General features: G+C 67.2%; 16 protein-coding genes. 9 read left to right on the top strand and 7 right to left on the bottom strand.

Features of this window, described 5'->3' with window-relative positions; all coding sequences use genetic code 11:
- Positions 1-76: 76 nt before the first annotated feature.
- The 3 genes from C8J26_RS14940 (at position 77) to C8J26_RS14930 (ending at position 6,124) form a co-directional block, all read left to right on the top strand.
- Positions 77-2,212 (top strand): putative bifunctional diguanylate cyclase/phosphodiesterase, encoded by a 2,136-nt coding sequence (locus C8J26_RS14940; protein ID WP_107959065.1) that lies wholly within the window; start codon positions 77-79, stop codon positions 2,210-2,212.
- 216 nt (positions 2,213-2,428) lie between these two features.
- Entirely contained in the window at positions 2,429-3,814 is a 1,386-nt protein-coding gene (locus tag C8J26_RS14935; protein WP_107959064.1) for a methyl-accepting chemotaxis protein, read from the top strand.
- Positions 3,815-4,093: 279 nt separating this feature from the next.
- Positions 4,094-6,124 carry a putative bifunctional diguanylate cyclase/phosphodiesterase gene (locus tag C8J26_RS14930; RefSeq protein ID WP_167398855.1) on the top strand — a complete coding sequence of 677 codons (2,031 nt, stop codon included), beginning with the start codon at positions 4,094-4,096 and terminating at the stop codon, positions 6,122-6,124.
- Between the two features lie 42 nt (positions 6,125-6,166).
- On the opposite strand, the gene C8J26_RS14925 is transcribed toward C8J26_RS14930, so the two are convergent.
- Together C8J26_RS14925 and C8J26_RS14920 are read right to left on the bottom strand one after the other, a co-directional pair.
- Complete coding sequence (locus tag C8J26_RS14925) at positions 6,167-8,020, bottom strand: hypothetical protein (RefSeq protein ID WP_107959062.1); 1,854 nt, start codon at positions 8,018-8,020, stop codon at positions 6,167-6,169.
- A complete protein-coding gene (locus tag C8J26_RS14920) occupies positions 8,017-8,250 on the bottom strand; it encodes a hypothetical protein (protein WP_146168851.1) in 234 nt (77 codons plus the stop codon). Before C8J26_RS14920 ends, C8J26_RS14925 begins: the two co-directional genes overlap by 4 nt.
- 189 nt (positions 8,251-8,439) lie before the next feature.
- Between C8J26_RS14920 and C8J26_RS14915 the strand changes: the two genes are divergently transcribed.
- From C8J26_RS14915 to C8J26_RS14905, 3 genes are all read left to right on the top strand, one after another.
- Positions 8,440-8,643: a hypothetical protein gene (locus C8J26_RS14915; RefSeq protein ID WP_107959060.1), complete on the top strand. Its 204-nt coding sequence runs from the start codon at positions 8,440-8,442 to the stop codon at positions 8,641-8,643.
- A gap of 92 nt (positions 8,644-8,735) precedes the next feature.
- The gene (locus C8J26_RS14910) at positions 8,736-9,122 is read left to right on the top strand and encodes a flagellar basal body-associated FliL family protein (protein ID WP_146168850.1); all 387 of its coding nucleotides are present in this window, start codon (positions 8,736-8,738) and stop codon (positions 9,120-9,122) included.
- Between the two features lie 87 nt (positions 9,123-9,209).
- Positions 9,210-9,953: a dienelactone hydrolase family protein gene (locus tag C8J26_RS14905; protein ID WP_107959058.1), complete on the top strand. Its 744-nt coding sequence runs from the start codon at positions 9,210-9,212 to the stop codon at positions 9,951-9,953.
- 3 nt (positions 9,954-9,956) lie between these two features.
- Here C8J26_RS14905 and C8J26_RS14900 read toward each other — a convergent pair whose 3' ends face one another.
- From C8J26_RS14900 to C8J26_RS14880, 5 genes are all read right to left on the bottom strand, one after another.
- Positions 9,957-11,309, bottom strand: a complete 1,353-nt coding sequence (locus tag C8J26_RS14900) for an MFS transporter (RefSeq protein ID WP_244185335.1) — start codon at positions 11,307-11,309, stop codon at positions 9,957-9,959.
- Between the two features lie 130 nt (positions 11,310-11,439).
- Complete coding sequence (locus C8J26_RS14895) at positions 11,440-13,242, bottom strand: alpha-amylase family glycosyl hydrolase (RefSeq protein ID WP_107959057.1); 1,803 nt, start codon at positions 13,240-13,242, stop codon at positions 11,440-11,442.
- A gap of 14 nt (positions 13,243-13,256) precedes the next feature.
- A complete protein-coding gene (locus C8J26_RS14890) occupies positions 13,257-15,770 on the bottom strand; it encodes a TonB-dependent receptor domain-containing protein (protein ID WP_107959056.1) in 2,514 nt (837 codons plus the stop codon).
- Positions 15,771-15,868: 98 nt separating this feature from the next.
- Positions 15,869-16,852 (bottom strand): LacI family DNA-binding transcriptional regulator, encoded by a 984-nt coding sequence (locus C8J26_RS14885; RefSeq protein WP_107959055.1) that lies wholly within the window; start codon positions 16,850-16,852, stop codon positions 15,869-15,871.
- A 99-nt stretch (positions 16,853-16,951) separates the two neighbouring features.
- Positions 16,952-17,230 (bottom strand): metal/formaldehyde-sensitive transcriptional repressor, encoded by a 279-nt coding sequence (locus C8J26_RS14880; protein ID WP_093397704.1) that lies wholly within the window; start codon positions 17,228-17,230, stop codon positions 16,952-16,954.
- A 290-nt stretch (positions 17,231-17,520) separates the two neighbouring features.
- Between C8J26_RS14880 and C8J26_RS20525 the strand changes: the two genes are divergently transcribed.
- The 3 genes from C8J26_RS20525 (at position 17,521) to C8J26_RS14870 (ending at position 20,825) form a co-directional block, all read left to right on the top strand.
- Positions 17,521-17,661: a hypothetical protein gene (locus C8J26_RS20525; protein WP_167398854.1), complete on the top strand. Its 141-nt coding sequence runs from the start codon at positions 17,521-17,523 to the stop codon at positions 17,659-17,661.
- 75 nt (positions 17,662-17,736) lie between these two features.
- Entirely contained in the window at positions 17,737-19,491 is a 1,755-nt protein-coding gene (locus C8J26_RS14875) for an ABC transporter permease (protein ID WP_107959054.1), read from the top strand.
- A gap of 17 nt (positions 19,492-19,508) precedes the next feature.
- Positions 19,509-20,825, top strand: coding sequence for an ABC transporter ATP-binding protein (locus tag C8J26_RS14870; protein WP_107959053.1), 1,317 nt, complete (start codon positions 19,509-19,511; stop codon positions 20,823-20,825).
- Positions 20,826-20,912 lie beyond the last annotated feature (87 nt).

Here is a 20,912-nt window from a genome sequence, read left to right as displayed (position 1 = left end):
GATGTTCATCGGAAAAGTCTGCGGACGCGATCGCGGGCGATTTCACGACTAGAGGTTCGAGAGCCGGCGGGGTGTCATGAAAAGTATCGGAACAGCACTCCTCAGAGTCCAGATCCTGGGCCTGATCCTGTACGGATTGGTCACGTGCGGGGTGCTCTCCGCGCTGTATATGTCCCGCGTCGCGGGCAATCAGCATGATCGCCATTTGCGCAGCCTCGTCACCGCCGAAGAGATTGCCGATCGCCTGTCCGAACAGCGGGTCGTCGAAGACGAACTGGTCCTCGCCACCAACGCGAAAAACGCGGCTATAGTCGGCTATAACATCAGCGCGCTGGACGCCAAGATCGCGATGCTGAAGGATCTCGCCGACTGGCCATCCGCCCGCGCCGATGTTGCGGCGTTCGAACGGTCCTGGGTTCGGTACGCGCTTAACGCGCGCCAATGGATGGCGATCGTGCAGAGTGCACCGCGATCGCAGCAAGCGATCGTCTACCGAGACCGTCTGAAGGTCGCGCACCGAAGCCTGAATGCCTATAGCGATGCGCTCATCGGCACGCTGGCCGGCTATTCCGCGGTCATGGATGCGAAAGCCAGGTTCATCGGCGACATGATCGTGCTGACGCTGTTTACGCTCGCGCTCCTGGGCGCCGCGCTGCGATTGCTGCTGCTGCGCTACGTCAGGGAAAGGGTCGTCCGCCCGCTGACCGGGATCACGCGCTCGCTTTCGGATCTGGCGGCGGGCGACCTCGATGTCGTCGTCAGCGGCGGCGAGCGCGAGGATGAAGTCGGGGCCCTGGTCCGGGCGCTCGAGATCTTCCGTCGCCGCGCACGCGAGCTCGAGGTCGCGCATCGCGAAACGCGCGAGGCGCAGGCGCATGCCGACAGCCTCGCGCGGAACGACATCCTCACCGGCCTTCCCAATCGTCGGCAGTTCGTCGACTCGCTCATGCGCGCGACACAGGATCCTGCGTCACCCTGCGCGGTGCTGCTGATCGATCTGAAGCGCTTCAAGCCGATCAACGAGATGCACGGCTATGAAATCGGCGACATGGTGCTGTGCGAGTTGGCCGACCGGTTTGTCCGGCATCGCAACGATTTCGGCGTGATCGCGCGCTTGGGCGGGGACGAGTTCGCCGTCGTCGTCCCGATGCATGACGGTGCAGAATCCGTGATTCAGACTGGGCAGCGGATCCGCGACATCGTGTTGAAACCCATCGATCTGGCGGGTTCTAGGCTGGAGGTCGGCGCGACTATCGGTATCGCGCTCTATCCGCAGGACGGCTCGAACCCGTCGGCGCTGCTGCGCGCTGCGGGTCTCGCCTTGTACCGCGCCAAGCGCGAGACCGCCGCATCGTGCCAGCTGTTCGACCCGTCGATGCACGATCTTGCAGAGCAACGTGCGTTTATCGACGCCGACCTGCGGCGGGCGATCGCGGATGGCGAGATCCGCCCTTATTACCAGCCGCTCGTCGGCATCGAACACGGCGAAGTGGTCGGGTTCGAGATATTGGCGCGCTGGCATCATCCGACGCGCGGCATCATCATGCCCGACAAGTTCATCGCCGCGGCGGACGAACGCGGTCTGCTGACTGACATGACCTACCAGATATTCCGCCGCGCCTGCGAGGACGCGCGGCCATGGCCGTCCAACCTTTCGCTGTCGCTCAATCTCGCGCCGAGCCAGCTCAGCGATCCGCTGCTCGCCGTCCGGCTTAAGGCGATCCTCGACCAGACCGGGATCGCGCCCGAGCGGATCGAGATCGAAGTGACGGAGAATGCTCTCATCACCGATCTCGATGCCACCAAGACGTTGCTGCTGGCGCTGCGCGATCTAGGCATGACGATATCGCTCGACGATTTCGGCACCGGCTATGCAAGCCTGTACCAGTTGCGCGATCTGAAGTTCGACAAGATCAAGATCGACCGGTCCTTCGTCGAGCGCATCGAGCGGCTCGAACAGGAAGGCGAGGGCAATATCCTCGTCCGCGCGATGATCAGTCTGGGCAAGAGCCTGGGGCTTTCGACGACCGCAGAGGGCATCCAGGATCCCGAGCAACTCGCGCACCTCGCTGATTGGGGATGCGACTTCGGCCAGGGCTATCTGTTCGGCAAGGCGATGACCGCGGTGCAGGCGACGCAGTTCGTTGTGTCGAACGCAGCGACCCTACCGCGGCATTCGGCCTCGGGCCCGGCCTCCGCCGTCGTACGCTGACCGCAGCGCGCCGTGGAAGGTAGCCGGCAGCTCGCCCGGCGTGCCGGCTGGTATAGCGTGTGCATCGGCACAGTATTGCATCACCGGACGGGCAGTATCGCTAAATTCTCCGCATCGAATGCAAGAAACAGCGCAGGCGCACGGCGTGGGAGGATTCGCCTCTAAAATGGGGGTATCCACGGCCTGTTTCTGGCCAGTCTCCGAAAGATCCATAGAATGATGACATGGTATCGTGAAGCTGCCCCGATCCGGCAGAAACTGTTCGTGACGTTCTTCGTCATGACCGCACTCGTTGCGACTGGGGCACTGGGCGCGACCTTGGCGACATCGATCGTCGGGCCAGTCGTCGGGATCGGCGTCGCGGTCGTGATGGCGGCGGTGGCGGCCATCGCAGGGGCCTGGTTCCGCGCCACGATCGCCGACCCCTATGTGACGACGGTCGTGCGCATGGAGGCGCTCGCCGCGGGCGACCTCTCGAGCTCGATCCAGTTTACCGATTATGCCGATTGCGTCGGCCGCATGACCAAGGCGATGTTTACCTTCCGCGACACGGCGGTGGCGCAAAGGGATAATGGGGTCGAGCAGAAGGCGGTCGTCGACATGGTGTCGGCCCATCTCGAGGAACTGGCGGCGGGCGACTTGATGACCGCGATCGAGGAGGATTTCCCGCCCGAATATGCCGCGTTGAAGACCAACTTCAATGCCGCGCTCGACAGCCTGCGTGCGCTCATCACGTCGGTCAGCGACGGCGCCGCAACGATCCGGACAGGGTCCAGCGAGATCGCCCAGGCCTCTGAGGATCTGGCGCGGCGCACCGAAGCCAATGCCGCCAGCCTGGAGGAGACGGCCGCCGCGGTCACGCGCATGGACGGCCGTCTGAAGGCGACCGCGGTTGCCGCGCAGAGCACGGTCGGGCGCGCCGATCAGGCGATCGAGACCGTCGGCAGCGGTCGCGCGGTCGCCGCCGAAGCCGTGCAGTCGATGGGGCGCGTGTCGGAAAGCGCCAAGGGCATCGACAGCGTGATTGAGGGCCTCGACAAGATTGCGTTCCAGACGCGCGTGCTCGCGATGAACGCGGCAGTCGAGGCGGGCCGTGCCGGCGACGCAGGTCGCGGCTTCGCGGTCGTGGCCGATCTCGTTTCCGCGCTGGCGATGCGTGCCGAGGAGGAAGCCAAGCGTGCGCGCGACCAGTTGACCGCGACGCAGAGCGAGATCGTGATCGCGGTGAAGGCGGTCCAGAGGGTCGACGGCGCGCTCGCGGGTATTTCGGGCGATGTCGGCCAGGTCCATGAACTGCTGGCGACGATCGCGACCGACAACCAGGCGCAGTCCGCCGCGATCACCCAGATCTCGGAAGCGGTTCGCGCCATGGATGAATCGACGCAGCAGAACGCCGCGATGGTCGAGGAGACGTCGGCAGCCGCGCGCAACCTGAGCGGCGAAGTCGGCGCGCTCACCGAGGCGGCTGAACGCTTCCGCATCAGTGGCACGGGCGGGCGGAGCAAGGTCCGCCGCCTTTTTGGCAATGGCGATTTTTCGCCAAACGCCGCTGGCGCCGCGCGGCCCTTGCCGGCCGCCGCGGTCCACGCGCTGCTGCGCTAGGACAGGCGCCGCGCTGTCACGAACGCTTCGCGCTGGCGGCAGCCGACTATCCGCTCAAGGTTGGTGCGGTCCTGCAATTACATCCTGAATGCGCTGTCCGGATTCTCGAAGGGAATGGTGCACGACAGGCCCTGGGGGCATCGGGCGGATCTTCCTGCCCGGAAAGGAAAGACGCGGAGCAAGTCGCCAGGCGCTCCACGATCGACGAGGCGCCTCCGATCGGCGGCAACCGCAGTACCGGCACACCCCGTCCAGAGACAGGGCAGACAGGAAAAACGAATGTTTCAGCGTTTCACGGCATTGCTGAATCTGGAGCCCGATCCGGGCATCGTCATCGCACAATATGGCGAGCTGCGCCGCCAGAATCCGATGCTGTACGCCCTGCTCATCATCAACACGCTCGCGGTATCCTACACCCACTATGCCTATGCGCCGGTCTGGCTGACGGTCGGGGCGGCGGGGGTGTTGGTTGGTTATTGTGTTGGGCGCTTGATCTTCTGGCTGATGTTTGCGGAGCGGGCGAGCACCATCACGGTCGAACGCGCGGAAAGCGCGCTGCGCGGGACGATGATCCTGGCGGCGTCGGCGGCGATGATCTTCCTGGGCTGGGCGGCGATGCTCGATCAATATGGCGGACCGCTCGAGCGGGCGCATATCGCCGTCTTCACCGCGGTCACGGTGATCGGCTGCATCTTCTGCCTGGTGTACGTCCCGCAGATCGCGTTGATGGTCAACGGCCTCGTAATGACGTCGGTGCTCGTCTATTACCTGTATATCGGCAACGCCGTCCTGATCGGGATCGCGCTGAACGTCGCGCTCGTCTCCGCGGTCATGATCCAGGTCCTGCTCAACAGCTTCGACGGATTTGCCACGCTGATCCGCTCGCAGGCGATCCTCGCCGCGCAACAGTTCGAGACCGAGCGGCTGGGGCTGGACAATGCCCGGCTCGCGCTGACCGACGCGCTGACCGGACTGCCCAACCGCCGCTTCTTCTTCTCCCGCCTCGACGACATCCTGCGTGAGCATACGGAAAGCGGCGAGCGGTTCGCGATCGGCGTGTTCGATCTGGACGGGTTCAAGCCGATCAACGACACCTATGGCCATATCGTCGGTGACCGGCTGCTCGTCGAGGTCGGGAGTCGGCTTGCGGACGTCGCGGATGACGACCTGATCGTCGCGCGGCTCGGCGGTGACGAGTTCGGACTGATCGTCCAGACCGACATCGACGACGTGCAGGCGACCGGGCAGCGGATATGCGAGCTCTTGTCGCAGCCCTTCTACATCAACGAGCAGCGCCTCACGATCGGCTGCTCGGGCGGGGTGGCGATCTTCCCCGAGGCCGGCAAGACCGCGAACGCGCTGTTCGACCGATCCGACTACGCGCTCTACAACGTCAAATCGACGCGGCGCGGCTGCTGCGCCCTGTTCTCGGCGGAGCAGGAAATGCGGATCCGCTCCGATCGCGCGGTCGAGGCGGCGCTCCAGTCGGCCGATCTCCAGGCCGAACTCAATGTCGTGTTCCAGCCGCTGATGTGCATCGACACGATGACGATCCTGGGGGTCGAGGCGCTGGGGCGCTGGACGAGCCCGCTGGTCGGAGCGATCGCGCCCGAGCGGTTCATCGCGACCGCCGAGCGCATCGGCCTGATCAACCAGATCACGATCATGCTGTTCCGCAAGACGCTGACCAACCTCGCGGTGCTGCCCAAGACCATCGGGCTCTCGTTCAATCTCTCGGCGCACGACATCGTTTCGGCGAAGACCGTCGACCAGCTGATCGAGGCGATCGCGCAGCAGGGTGCCGATCCCGCCCGCATTACCTTCGAGTTGACCGAGACCGCGCTGATGCGCGATTTCGATTCGGCGATCGTCGCCATCGGTCGACTGCGCGCGCTGGGAATCCAGATCGCGCTGGACGATTTCGGCACCGGCTATTCGAGCCTGAGTTCGCTCCACCGCCTCCCGCTCGACAAGGTCAAGGTCGATCGGAGCTTCATCGCGCGGCTGGACGATGACCCCGGCAGCAAGATCATGGGGGCCATTCTCGGCCTGTGCACCACGCTTCACCTCGCCTGCATCATCGAGGGCATCGAAACCGAGCAGCAGCTCGGCGAGGTCCGCCGCCTGGGATACTCGATCGCGCAGGGCTATCTGTTCGCGCGCGCGATGCCGATGACCGCGCTGCTGGCGTGGCTCGCGAGCGGCAGCGGCGGCGCGCTCTACGCGTGTGCAATCGAGCGCGCAGCACGCAGCGGTGCGGCGAGACCGGTGCCGCGGCTTGTTCGATCGGAGCGCAGCGCCGGCAAGTGACGCGGCGGCGGCCGGTCAGTCCCGACTGACGATCTTGGGCTGTCAGCTCTGACTGACGATCTCGGGCGCGGCGTCGATCAGGTCCGCGATTCCCCCGGCCGGGCTGGCCGAGGGGATCGCAGCCATTGCGGCGCTCAGTGCTGCCGGATCGACCGCCCCGACCTTGTCCGTAAGCGCCGAGAATGCCGCGGCGGTCGGCAGCCCGGTGAAGGCGGCGGCATAGCGCGCGCGCAACTGCGCCAGATCGGCCTCGCGTCCCAGCATCGCCAGCGCGGTGGCATAGCGGAGCAGTCGCGCCTGCATCACCGAGTTCATCCGCGCGCCGCCCGTGAGCGAGGGGGGAGAATCGGCGGCCACCGTCTTCCAGTCGTGATGTTTCCACGCGATCTCGGCCCGGATCGTGGCTGCGTCAGGGACGGTCTGGAGCACCGCCATCGCCTCCGTCGTCCGGCCGAGCTGGTCGAGCGCGACCGCTTCAACTCGGTGCCGGTCCCAGAGCATCTCGTCGGGATAGGCATAGGTGTCGGTATCGCGGATCGCCGACAATGCGCGCGCCGGTTGCGCGGCGAGGATGAAGAGCGAGGCGACGCGCGCCGACAGCGGCCCCTGCGCCAGATCGCGGGTGCGCACGCGCAGCTGGTGATCGAGCAGCTCGCCCGCGCGCTCGTACAACCCCGCCGCCTGCAACCGATCCGCCAACTGCGATACCAGCAGGTCGCCCGCGGCGGCGGCGGGGGCCAGATCGCGATACTCCCAATAGAGCCCGGCGATCCGGTCGAGCGGCAACGGACTGTCCGGCGCCAGCAGCTGTGCGAGCGTCTGCTGGAGCTCGGTGATCAGCGCGGTGCGATCGGCCCCCCCGCTGAAGTAACGGAACAGAGTCGCGCCGGCTTCGAGCGTCCCCGCCAAGTCGTGCGCGCGCCGGGCGGCGTCGATGCTCAGGCGAAGCGCGCGCACCTCGATATCGTCGCCGCGCCAGTCGAACCGGATGCGGCGCAGCGTCGCCGTGTCCGCGCCGTTCAGGCTGCCCTTGCGCGCGGCGAGTTCGACCAGGCTGAGATCAGCATCGATCCGCTGGCCATAGTCGCCGCTCTCGCGCGCCCGCCCCAGCCGCAACCGCCCGCCGGGTTCGTCGCCCAGCGCGACGGTCGCACGGCCGCGCAGCAGGTTTGCGGCCGGGTCCCGGTCGGGAAGCGTCTCCAGCAACTGTATCGTTATCGCGGGTTTGCCGAGATCGGCGGCGGCGCGCGCGGCGGCGAGCAGGAACGGTGCGCGGGCTGCTCCGGCTCGGGCGTTGAGCGCCGGAACCGCGCAATTGACCTGACCCAGCGCCGGCCCGGGCAGCCCGCCGCGCGCGAACGCCAGCATCCGCCACGCACAGGCTTCGGGATTGTCGGTCAGCGCGTCGTTGGTCAGCGCATCGACGGCGAGCGTCGCGCGATCGAGCTTAGCCAAGGTCGCGCCGAGTGCGAGCCGGAACGCCGGGACCAGCATGAGGTCGGGTTCGTCCTGCCGCATGACGTCGAGTGCACCGATCGCCTCCTGCGCGCGGCCCTGTGCGATCTGCGCGTTCGCATAGGCCCATCGCGCCGCCTGACGGTTCGCCGGGCCCGCTGCGATCAGGGCCTCCCAACCGGCTTGCCCTGCGCTTTGCCAGCCCTGCGGCCTGGTCAGCAGCGGCAGTTCGGACAGTCGCGGCGCGAATGGCGGCAGCGCTGGTCTGGCGGCAACGCCTGGGCTGGCGTCGGTAGGCGATCCGCCCGTGTCCGTGGTGCCGGGCGTCTCGCCTGGCACTCCCGCGGGCGCTGGGGTGCCGGTCGCCGGCCCCGGAGCGGGGACGGGGGCCGAGGCCGATGCCAGCATCAGCGCGATGATCGACGCGAACCGCACGGTCATCGGGCCGCCAGCAGCCACGGCGCCAGCGCGACCCCCGCGGCCCCAACGACGCACGCGAACAGGAACAGCCCGGACAGCAGCAGCGTGCGCGACTTTACCGGCGCGACGGCGGCGGGCGCGCCGGGATCGCCAGTGGCTGCGGCGTTATCGTTCGCGCGGCGCTGGGGTGGCGCGCTCGATGCGTCGGGCGCGATCATCACGGTGCGGGCCGGTCTCTGGTCTCTGCTCATGGCGTTCCCGGGATTTGGTCGATCTTCTTCTTTATAGAGGGGAGGGGCGCGTCGACCGGGCCGACCGATCGCGCCGAACGCCGTACGCCATCCGTAGTACCACGTGGTTCCGCGCATCGGCGGCGGTCCGCACCGGCAAGCCGCTATAAGGCCTAGGATTAGCCAACTCTTTGGAAAAAGGCCTGTCGCATGACCGTTCTCTCCAACCACGCAGACTTGCTGCGGGCGATCGAAGCGCAGCTGGCGATCTGCCTTGAACTGGCCGACGACCTCCAGGAGTTCGTCGTGGGTGCGCAGATCTGCAGCGCGCATCAGACGACGCTGACCCGGCTGAACGAGCTTGCGCGCGGTGCCCCGTCGATCAAGGCGGTCAGGACGTGCTGCAGCGAGTGACAGCGCGAGCCCTCCCGAAGACTCTATCGTCTATAATGGATAGGGCCGGCGACGAGATGCGGCCCGTTGCCGGAGTCCGTCCCATCGCCACCATGCCCCTGAAGCTGGTCCTGCTGTTGTCGCTGATCGCAGGGATCGCCGAACCCGCCGGAGCCAGTACCGAAACGGCGCACGAGCCGCCGCAGATCCTCGCCATGAAGCCGCTCGTCGTGCCGATCGTTTCGTCGGATCGCCTCGACGGCGCGCTGCGCGTGACGTTCGCGCTGACCGCCCCGAACGAAGCCGCGCTCGCGCGCCTGACGCAGAAGCTTCCCGAGCTTCGCGCGATCTCGGTCGGCGAAGCGATCGAATTCTCGCGGCTGCACGTCTCGACCCAGATGCCGGTGGACGCCGCGCGACTTCGGCACACGTTGACGACGGCGTTGCACGACAGCGACGTCGCGTCCGTTCTGATCACGGAGGTTTCCGCGACGGCGTGACCCCGATCCGCGTAGCGACGCGCGGACAGGCCTGATACGGACGCGGCTCCAAAGCCCCTGGTCGGGCATCTTCGTGGGGACGCGCATATGATCTTGCACAGCGACGAGACGCTGGACGTCGACGTCCCGCACGGCGGCGCGATGCGCATCCACCTGTTCCGTCCCGCGGTCGAAGGACGCTTTCCGGGCATCCTGCTGTTCTCCGAGATCTATCAGGTCACCGCGCCGATCCGCCGGCTAGCGGCGATGATCGCGGGGAATGGCTATGTCGTCGCGGTGCCCGAGGTCTATCATGAGTATGAGCCCGCGGGCACGGTCCTCAACTACGACCAGGCCGGTACCGATCGCGGCAATGCGCTGAAGATCGCCAAGCCCGTCGCCGCCTATGATGCCGATGCGCAGGCCGGGCTGACCGCGTTGCTCGATCACCCCGCGTGCAACGGCAGGCTGGGGACGTTCGGCGTGTGCCTTGGCGGCCATCTGGCCTATCGCGCAGGCCTCGATCCGCGCGTGTCGGCCGCCGCCTGCTTCTACCCGACCGACATCCATTCGGGCACGCTCGGGGAAGGGCGGTCGGACGACAGCCTGGCGCGGATGGCCGAGCTCAAGGCCGAAACGCTGTTCGTCTGGGGGCGGCAGGATCCGCACGTTCCCTATGCCGGGCGCGCCGTGATCCGGACGCGGCTGGAGGAGATCGGCGCGTCGTATGAATGGCATGAGCTGAACGCGCAGCATGCGTTCCTGCGCGACGAGGGGCCGCGCTACGATCCCGCGCTGTTCCTCCAGGCGATGGCGATGACGCTGGGGTTCTACCGCCGTACGCTGGGGTGAACCTCAGCGCGCGGCCTCGACGAGCGTCGTGCCCGACGCCGGCCGCATCGTGACGCGAACGGTTGCCACTGCGCCGAGGATCATGAGCGCGCCCGACAGGTACAGGATGTTGCGCGGCTCGCCGCCGAGCACCGAATGGTAGAAGAGTGGCACCGTCAGGCTCTCGATGATCATCGGGATGACGATGAACATGTTGAAGATCCCCATGTACACGCCGTTGCGCTCGGGCGGGATCATGTCGATCAGCATGATGTACGGGTTGCCCATCATGCTCGCCCAGCCGATGCCGATTCCCAGCATCGCGACGAACAGCCCCGCCTCGTCGCGGATGCCGGGGATCGCCAGCATCGCCACGCCCGACGCGAGCAGGCAGACGGCATGCGCGCTCTTGGCGCCCCAGCGGCGTGCCAGCGGGACCAGTGCGATCGCGGCGACGAACGCGACGGCGTTGTAGAAGGCGCCGAGCTGGCCGACGGTCAGGACGGTATCGCGGAACGCTACGCTCTTGGCGTCCGACGTGCCGTGCAGCGACCGCGCGACCGCGAAGGTGATGAACTGCCAATAGGCGAACATCGCATACCATTGGCACAGCATCGCCAGCGCCAGCTGCCGCATCGGCCTGGGCATCTCGACCAAAGCGGTCCGCAGGTCGCGCAGCGTGCCGCCGAGCGTCAGCGGCTCCTTCGCCAGCCGCGCCTTCTCCTCCTCGGGCAAGGGCAGCTCGGGGACGCGCAGCACCGACCAGAGGATCGTCGCCAGCGACAGCACCGCGCCGATCAGGAACGCGATCCGCGTGATGTCGGGAATGCCGTTGCCGTCGACCGCGTCCTTGTTGAACCCGATCCACACCAGCAGCGACGGCGCGAGATACGAAAGGGTCTGCGCGAGCCCCGTGAACGCCGATTGCGTCAGGAAGCCGGCGGCGCGCTGGTCGTCGGGCAGGCGATCACCGACATAGGCGCGGTAGGGTTCCATCGTCACGTTGTTGGCCGCGTCGAGCACCCACAACAGACTGGCAGCGACCCACAAAGTCGGGCTGTACGGCATGGCGAGCAGGCAGAGGCTGCACAGCACTGCGCCGATCAGGAAATAGGGCGTGCGCCGACCGATCCGAGTCGAGGTCCGGTCGCTCATCGCGCCGATCAGCGGCTGGATCAGCAGCCCGGTCATCGGTCCGGCGAGCCACAGCAACGGCAGGCTCGCCTCGTCCGCGCCGAGATAGCCATAGATCGGCGCCATGTTCGCCTGCTGCAGCCCGAACGAGAATTGCAGCCCGAGGAAACCGAGGTTCATCTCGATCAGCCGCATCAGCGACAGCCGTGGCTTGGTCAGGAGGCCGAGGTTCGTCATCGTCATGCCTTCTCTACCATTCCGATCCGACGTCCTTCCTGTTCCCCCGCGGAGGCGGGGGTCCAGGAGTCACGAACGCCGGCCCTCGGGACTCTGGGCTCCCGCCTACGCGGGAGAACAGATAGGGTCGCGTGTATCACCCGGCTGGGCCAGCCCATATTACACCCCAAGGCTCGATCGTGAGCGTGTCGCTGCAAGCTTTGCCCGAGACCCGATCGCGCAATCCGTCGAGCCCATCGACCGCCACCGACGCGTCGGAAAAGTTCAGGAACACGCGGTCGTTGCCGCAGCCGATGCCGAGCAGGGCAGGGACGCCCGTCGCGATCGCCACAGGCGAGCCGGCACCGCCGCTGGCAATCCGTGCGGCGCGCAACGTGGCCAGATCGCCGCTGATCCGTCGCGCGGCGGGGCCATCGAGCGCCGACCAGTCCATGTCGGGGCGGTGCAGCCAGCGGCCTTCGTGCGCGCGCTCGGGATCGTCCAGATAACTGGTGTCGTTCAACAGCCCGGCTTCGTCGCCCATATAGGTCGTCGCCAGGCCACCGCTCGCGATCGACAGCGCGTTGAGGAGTGCGATACGGCGAAACGCCATTTCGCGTGCCTCGTCGTCCGTCGCGGCTTCGAGACCGGCGAGCGAGGCCATCGTCCCGTTCGAGCCGTGCAGCACCGATCCGTCGGACTGGAACGGCGCGCCGCGCGCCCAGCTGCCGTCGCCGCCTTCGAGGAAGCGCGCCGCCGTTTTCAGCCGTGCGACCGGATCCGGATCGATCCCGGCGAGATCGCCGATCACCGCGCCCCAGCCGATATCGTCGTGGCAGCGCGCATAGCTCAGCCAGTTGGCGCCGCGCGGCAACCCACCGCTCGCCTCGACGATCGCATGTGGCAGCGTGGCGGACTGTTCGGCAAGCGCGACCCAGCCCGCGACCATCAGCGAATTATTGTAGACGAGATGGCATTCGGGTTCGAACCCGCCATCCCAGTCCGCGCCCTCGTCCGCGCCGAAATAGGGGGGGACGAGCGCGGTCGGCACGATCGCCTCTGCCTTGAGCAGCGTGGCCGGCGCGACGATGTCGAGCGCCGCGCGCAGCGCCCGGACGATGAAATGCGCCTCTGGCCGGTTGCGGCAATCGGTGCCCAGCTGCTTCCACAGGAACGCGATCGAATCGAGCCGGAACGCCTCGAACCCGTGATTGGCCAGCCGCAGCATCGTATCGACGATCGCGAGCATGACCTCCGGGTTCGACCAGTTCAGATCCCATTGGAATGGATAGAAGGTCGTCCAGACCTGCCCGCCCATCGCAGGAACCGCGGTGAAATTGCCCGGCGCGGTCGTCGGGAACACCTCGGGGAGGGCGGCCTCATAGGCCTGCGCCTCGTCGTCGCCGAGCACGTGGTAAAAGGCGCGGTAATGCGGATCGCCCGCCTGCGCGGCCTTCGCCCAGGGGTGATCGTCCGCGGTGTGATTGAGCGCGAGATCGACGCACAGGCTGATCCGCCCGGCGCGCAGCCGTGCCGCCAGCCGCTCGACATCGGCCATCGTCCCGAGCCGCGGCTCGATCGCCAGATAATCGGCGACCGCGAAGCCGCCATCGCTGTCGCCCGCGCGCGCCTTGAGCAGCGCGAGCAGGTGGAGATACCGAACGCCGAGCGATTCCAGATGGTCGACCCGCTCGGTCAGCCCGTCGACCGTCCCCGCAAACCGATCGACATAGGTCGAATAGCCCAGCATGTCGGGCGCGACGAACCAGTCGGGATCGGCGAGCCGCGCGGTATCGAGCGCGGCTAGCGCGTCCGGGCGCTCGGCCGCCCGGTCGCGCAGGATCCGTTCCATCCGCGGCCAGAGCGCCGCCAGCCGGTCCGCCCCGTACAGCCTTTCGAGCTGGCGTTTCAGGCGGGGGGCCAGCGCCTCCAGGCGGCGCTCGGTCGAGGATGGCGTCATGGTCACCGGTCCGATCAGAAGCCGACGCGGACTGCGGCAGAGATCGTCCGGCCGGTGATCGAGCGTGCGCGGACGATGCCGTTGCTCGGGATGTTGCCCTCTTCGGCCTCGGTGATGCCCTTCACGTCGAACAGGTTGTTGCCGTTGACCGACAGCGTGACATTGTCCGCCGGGCGCACCGACACGAACGCATTGACCTGCGTATAGCCGGGCATCTTGAGCCCGTTATTGTCCTGCGCAAAGCTATCGGTCGTACCGATCACGTTCGCACCGACGGTGAGCCGGCCGACATCGACCTGTGGGGTTGCCTGGAAGATGAACTTGGCCTGGCGACGCGGGCGGTTGCCCTCGACCGCGGGGTTGAGCACGTCCTTGGTGATCTCGGCATCGGTATAGGTGCCGCCGGCCGACAGCGAGAACGGCCCGCGTGCGATCCGACCCTCGAGCTCGACGCCCTTGGCTTCATATTCGCGGTTGAAGAAACGCTGCGTCGTCGCCTCGAAATTCTGCTCCTCGGTACGCGCCCAGAACCCGGTGGCGTAGAGCGAGAGGCCGTTCTGGCGATATTTGAACCCGCCCTCGAGCTGGCGGACGAAATCGACCGCTGCGCCCTGGTCTGTCAGGCCGCCGGTCCGCGTGTTGATCGACGGGCCGAACAAAAGGCGATCGGCGTTGGCGCGGCCGCCGCGGCTGTAGCGCGCGAACACCGCAGTGGTGTCGGTCAGGCGGTAGTTCGCGCCGCCCGAATAGGACAGATAGTCGTAATTATAGTTCAGCGGCGACCGGACGTTCGGGATCACCGCGACCTGGCGCTCGGGGGCCGAGATTACGCCGTCGCCGTTGATGTCGAACGTCGTGATGCCGGTGCCGAAGCCAGCGCCCAGATCCGCACCCGCGACGCTGCCACGTGCGCGACCGAAGTCATAGCGCAGCGAGCCGTCGATGTTGAACCGGCCGATCTCCAGCCCAAGCTGCGCGAACGGTGCATAGGTCGTGTAGTCGAGATCGTACGACCGACGGCAGCAATTGCCGAAGAAGCTCGCCGAATAGCCCGTGACGCCGTTCTGCGTGACCGGCACGCCAGCCGCGGTGCGGACATTGACCAGCTCGGACCGGCCATTGTCGGCGACGGTCTGCACGAACGAGGTCCACAGCCAGTCGCTCTTGATGTCCTGACGCGAGGCGTAGAAGCCGCCTGTGATCGACAGCGATCCGGTACCCACCGGCACCGAGCCGTTGAGGCGGATGTCGTTGGTGATGTTGTTCAGGCTCTTCAGATCGACATCGAACAATACGACGTTGGCAAGCAGGCCGTTGCCGTTGAGCGATGCGGGGTTGGCGATCCGCTGGCCCGCCTGCGATCCGCTGGCGTAGAACAGCTGTGCGCCCGCGCCGCCGATACCGTTGGCGATCGACTGCGCCGACCCGACGGCGGCGGGGAAGGGCGCGGTGAAGCCGCCCGAAATGTCCGAATAGCGGAACCGCTCGACCACGTTCCAGCCGTCCGCGACCGGGATCTGCGTCTCCAGTCCGGCCGAATAGACCACCGGATGCTGACCGTCGGCGATTGAGCGCGTGACGAGCTTGTTGTCGCCGTCGAGCGTCTGCACGGTGCGGATGTTGCCGCTGTGCAGCGTGCCGTTGTTGATCGAGAAATTGGTGATGTTGCGATAGGTCGGGTCGCTGTCGGAGCCGGTGACCTGCACGGGGTTGGGCAGATAGCCGATTGCGCGGTCGTCGAGATACTTGCCGTACAGCCGGACATAGCCGCCGTCGCCGAACGACTTGGTGATGTTCGCCTTGAACTGGCCACCCTTCACGCCGTCATAGCCGACCTGACGCTGGCCGTCGCCGATCCGGTAGAAGCCGCCGAAATGATAGGTCAGCGAGTCGGACAGCTTGCCGCCCTGGTCGAAATCGACGCGGAACTCGCGGTAGTCGAGCCCGCTCGACAGCTGGAACGCGCCGCCTTCCTGCTCGCCCGTCTTCGACAGGAAGTTGATCACGCCGCCCGGCGAGTTCGAGGCGAAGGTCGAGGCCGATCCGCCGCGCACCGACTCGACCGTCCGCACGTTGAAGTCGGCGCGCAGGAAGATGTCGGCGTTGCCGAAGGTGATGTCGCCGAATTCGAGGATCGGCAGGCCGTCTTCCTGCAACTGCAGGAACTTCGAGCCGCCCGACGCGACCGGCAGGCCGCGCACCGAGATGTTCGCGTTGCCGTCACCGCCCGAGGCCTCGACGCGGATGCCCGGCAGGTTGCGCAGCAGCTCGCCCGAGGTGCGTGGTGCGAGCTGGATCAGCGCATCGGACGTGATCGAGCTGGTCGTGATCGAGGTGTTCAGCCGGTTCGTGCCGCGCGCGACCGCGGTGACGACGATGTCGTCCTGCGGGACGTCGGCGGCCGGGGCAGCCGGTGCGGCGGCGGGGTCTGCCTGAGGGTCAGCCGCCTGTGCGGAGGCGACGCCGGCAAATGCCGTGGCGAACGAAGCGGCGGCGATGCCGGCCAGCAAAACGTGACGTACTTTCATGCGATCCTCCCTGCGGGGCGGCTTTCTATGAAGCCCAGAATCGCGTCCTACTATTTTCGCAATCGATTGCAACAATTTTTCACAATCGATTGCGAAATTCAGCCGGATTGTCGCGCAATGAGCACAGGGGGGACGATCGCGGACTGGGCGGGCTCGCCGGCGATCCGTTTCAGCAGCCGGTCGACCATCAGTTCGGCGCCGATCGCAAGGTCCTGGCGAACCGTCGTGAGCGAGGGCGAGGTATGCGCGGCGAGCGTCACATCGTCATAGCCGACGACCGCGGTGGTGCCGGGAATGTCGATTCCCGCCTCGGCCAGCGCGCGCAGGACGCTCATCGCCGCCACGTCCGACGCGGCGAAGATCGCGTCCGGAACGGTGCCGCCGGCCAGATGCGCGGCCATCGCGGCATGAACCGCTTCGGGCATCATCGGCGTTGTCAGCACGTCATGCGGCAGCCCCGCGTCGCGCGCCGCCGCGGCGAAGCCTGCGAGCCGATCCGCGAACTCGGGCGGGGCAGGGTCGCCGACGAACAGCAGGCGCTGGCAGCCTTGCGCGATCAGATGCTCGGCTGCGAGCCGGCCGCCCGCGACATTGTCCGATCCGATCGTCAGGTGATGCTGGCCGGGGCGATGCGCCCCCCACACGACCAGCGGGGCATAGCGTTGCGCCACGCGCTCGATCACCGCGAACTGGTCCGACTGCCCCACCAGCAGCAGCCCGTCGATCCGGCCGCTGTCGACGACGCGTTCGAGCCAGTCGTCGGCATCGGGAATGACCCGCGACAACAGGATGTCATAGCCGCGCTCGACCAGCAGATCGGCGAGGAACCCGAGCAGCGTGAGGAAGAAGGGATCGGTCAGATGCTGCGTCCGGGCGTGGCCCAATGGCAAAACCAGGCCGATCGCGCCCGTGCTTTTCAGGCGCAGGTTGCGCGCCAGCTGGTTGGGCCGGACGTCGTGCTCGCGCGCCAGCGAGCGTATCCGTTCGCGCGTTTGCGCATTGACGGACGAATGCCCCGCGAGCGCGCGCGATACCGTCGCGGTCGAAACGCCGGCAAGTGCGGCCAGATCGGCGAGTTTCATGGCTCTCGAAATCCTCGACGATGCGCGTGGGATGCCTGCCCTACAATTTGCGCCCGCGGGCTGCAAATGTGTGGCAGCAGCGGGAGTGCGGCGCTGGGATCAGGTCAGATAGGCGTGGACGATCTCGACCAGCTCTTCGGCCGCGACGGTGCGCGGATCGTCGCGGGACGTGCCGGGATCGATCATGTGCTCGCGGATGTGATCCTCGATCACCTCGGCGATAAAGCCGTCGAGCGCGCCGCGGCACGAGGTCGCCTGCTGCAGGACGCGCGCGCATTCGCGATCCTCCTCGATCGCGCGCTCGAGCGCTTCTATCTGTCCTTTCAGCCGCTTGAGCCTGTTGAGCAGCTTCTTTTTCTCTTTTTCGACATGGCTCATGGCCGACGCACTGCACCCCCTTGATCTATAGTCCCCTAGGGTATAGCGGGCCCTCGTCGAGCCGCCAAGGGCGGTCGGCGGGTGTCGCGATTCCCGGCACCGGCATTGAACAGGACGCGCATGAAACCCCGATCTACCCCCTTGTCCGGCGATGGCGACAGTAGCGGCTTTGCCCTGCTGACGATCGCCGCTGGACGTCCCGGGTCCGGGTACGCCGTTCAGGGATCGCAGGCGCGGTCCGGCTGAGCGTCGGTCCCGGACTCGTCACACGAGCCCGGAAGAGACGCCTGATGACCATCCTTACGTTCCGCGCGATGCAGCAGGATCGCGCCATCCACGCCGCAATCGCCGCGGCACCGCTGTACCGCGGCCGTATCCTGCGGGGATTGGCGGCGAGCGGCTGCCGCTCGGTGACCGAGCCCTCGGCATGACGCACGCGTGTCACGCGGCGACGTTACCGCACCGCAGCTTCGGAGAAGGACGGCGTGGTGACTGACAGGGTTGCGATGGGGTCGCAGGCGTCCGGTTCGCAGGCGGGTGGCCGGGTGCGGTCGTTCTCGCGCATCCTGCGCGTGACGCAGCCCAACCGGGCCGATGTCATCGCGCTCGTGCTGCTGATCGGGATCGCGGCGCTGCTGGTGCGCGGCGCGGAAGGCGTCGCCGAGCCCTTGTCGCGGCTGCGGATCGAGCCGGTGACGCTCGATCCGCGCTATCTGCCCTATTACGCGCTGCGCACGGTGATCCGCATGTTCGCCGCGCTCGCGGCGAGCCTGGTCTTCACGCTGGTCGTCGCCACGCTTGCGGTGCGCAGCCGGCGCGCGGGGCAGATTATCGTGCCGATGCTCGACATCCTGCAATCGGTGCCGATCCTCGGCTTCCTGACCTTTACCGTCACCTTCTTCATGGGGCTGTTCCCCGGCCAGATCCTGGGCGTCGAACTGGCGGCGGTCTTCGCGATCTTCACCAGCCAGGCGTGGAACATGGCGTTCAGCTTCTACCAGTCGCTGCGCTCGGTACCCTCCGATCTGGACGAGGTGACTCGCGGCTTCGCGCTGTCGCCGATGCGCCGCTTCCTGCGGCTGGACCTGCCGTTCGCGACGCCGTCGCTGGTGTGGAACGCGATGATGTCGATGTCGGGGGGCTGGTTCTTCGTCGTCGCATCGGAGGCGATCACGGTCGGCAACACCACGGTGACGCTACCCGGCGTCGGATCCTGGCTGGCGCTGGCGATCGCGCGCAAGGACTTCGGCGCGATCGGGCTGGCGGTGGTTGCGATGGGGATCGTCATCCTGCTGTACGACCAGCTGGTCTTCCGGCCCGTCGTCGCCTGGGCGGACCGGTTCCGGTTCGAGCAGACCGCCAGCACCGAACGGCCGCGATCCTGGGCCTATGACCTGTTCCGCCGGACCCGCCTGTTGCCGGTGCTGTTCGCGCCCGTTACCGCGCTCGGCCAGCTGCTGCTCACGCTCGATCGCGGCGGCGCCGGCCCGCGCGAGCACCGCGTTCGCGAGCCCGGCATCGTGCTCGAGCGGCTGTGGCAGGCGACGATCCTGGTCGCGGTGCTGGCCGCGCTCTGGCTGGCGGGGCGCTATGTCTTCTCGACGCTGCGGGTGAGCGATGCAGTCGCGGTGTTCGGGCTCGCCTGCATCACGATGCTGCGCGTCGTCGTGCTGATCGCGCTCGCCAGCCTCGTCTGGGTGCCGATCGGCGTCTGGATCGGCCTCAACCCCAAATGGGCCGAGCGGCTGCAACCCGTCGCGCAGTTCCTTGCGGCGTTTCCCGCCAACGTCCTGTTCCCGTTCGCAGTGATCGCGATCGTCCACTGGCGCCTATCGCCCGACATCTGGCTGTCGCCGCTGATGATCCTGGGCACGCAGTGGTACATCCTGTTCAACGTCATCGCCGGCGCGAGCGCGATCCCGACCGATCTGCGCGAGGCGGCTGGCATGTTCGGCGTGCGCGGCTGGCAATGGTGGCGCCAGGTCGCGCTGCCGGGCGTGTTTCCCTATTACGTCACCGGCGCGCTGACCGCGTCGGGCGGATCGTGGAATGCGAGCATCGTCGCCGAAGCGGTGTCCTGGGGAACGCAACGGGTCGAGGCGCACGGTCTCGGCACGTTCATCGCCAAGGCGACCGAGGCCGGCGACTATCCGCGCGTCGCGCTCGGCATCGCGGTGATGTCGATGTTCGTGATCGCGTTCAACCGGCTCGTCTGGCGTCCGATGTACGCCTTTGCCGAGCGCCGCCTCCGGCTCGCCTGATGTCGAAAGGACAAGACATGGCAACAGCATCTCTCCGCGCCCCGGCCAGCCGCCCGCTCGTCCAGGTCGAGCATGTCAGCCACCGCTATGGCCGCGGCGACGGCGGCGCGCCGGTGCTCGACGATGTCAGCCTGACGCTGCACGAGGACGAGGTCGTGGGACTTCTGGGCCGCTCCGGCTCGGGCAAGTCGACGTTGCTGCGGTCGATCGCGGGGTTGATCCGCCCCGACGAGGGTAGCGTCCGCTTCGCCGAGGTCCCGGACGGGCCCGCGCACACGATCAGCATGGTCTTCCAGACCTTCGCGCTGTTTCCGTGGCTGACCGTGCTCCAGAATGTCGAGCTCGGGCTGGAGGCGCAGCGCGTTCCCGCCGACGAGCGGCGGACGCGCGCGCTGGCCGCGATCGACCTCATCGGGCTCGACGGGTTCGAGAACGCCTATCCGAAGGAATTGTCGGGCGGGATGCGGCAGCGCGTCGGGCTGGCGCGCGCGATCGTCGTCAACCCGTCGCTGCTGTTGATGGACGAACCCTTCTCCGCGCTCGACGTGCTGACTGCCGAGACGCTGCGGACCGACCTGCTCGATCTGTGGGCGGAAGGGCGGATGCCGATCAAGTCGATCCTGATCGTCACGCACAATATCGAGGAGGCGGTACTGATGTGCGACCGCATCCTCGTCTTCTCGTCCAACCCGGGCCGCGTCGCCGCGGAGATCGTCGTCGACCTGCCGCAGCCGCGCGATCGGCTCGATCCCGCGTTCCGCGCGCTGGTCGACGACATCTATGCGCGGATGACCGCGCGCGCGCCCGCCGAACCCGTCCGTGACGGGCTGTTCCCCGGCACCGGCATCCAGATGGTGCTGCCGCGCGTCTCGACCAACGCGCTGGCGGGGTTGATCGAGGAGGTCGATGCCAGTCCGTTCGATGGCCGCGCGGCGATGGCGGACCTCGCCGACCAGCTCCAGCTGGAGATCGATGAGCTGTTCCCGATGGCCGAGACGCTCCAGTTGTTGCGGTTCGCCGAATTGCGCGGGGCCGATATCCTGCTGACGCCGACCGCGCGGCGCTATGCGCAGGCCGATGTCGATGCGCGCAAGGCGATGTTCGCTCAGGCGTTGCTGGCGCACGTGCCGCTCGCGCAGCACATCCGCCGCATCCTCGACGAGCGCGCCGGGCATGTCGCCCCCGCACGCCGGTTCCGCGACGAGCTGGAGGACCACATGTCGGAGGACTATGCCGACGAGACGCTGCGCACGGTGACGCATTGGGGCCGCTATGCCGAGGTGTTCGCCTATGACGAAGACGCGGACCGGTTCAGCCTGGACGATGCGGTGTGATGCAGTGGTGGTCGTCGCCTATCGCTACGTAGAGGCGCAGGGGGGGGCATCGTCCATGGACGATGACCGCGCCGGTCTGTAGCGGTG

The sequence above is a fragment of the Sphingomonas aurantiaca genome, assembly GCF_003050705.1.
GTDB lineage: Bacteria > Pseudomonadota > Alphaproteobacteria > Sphingomonadales > Sphingomonadaceae > Sphingomonas > Sphingomonas aurantiaca.
The sequence above is the reverse complement of the archived record's forward strand: the minus strand, read 5'-3'. Positions and strand labels throughout refer to the sequence as shown.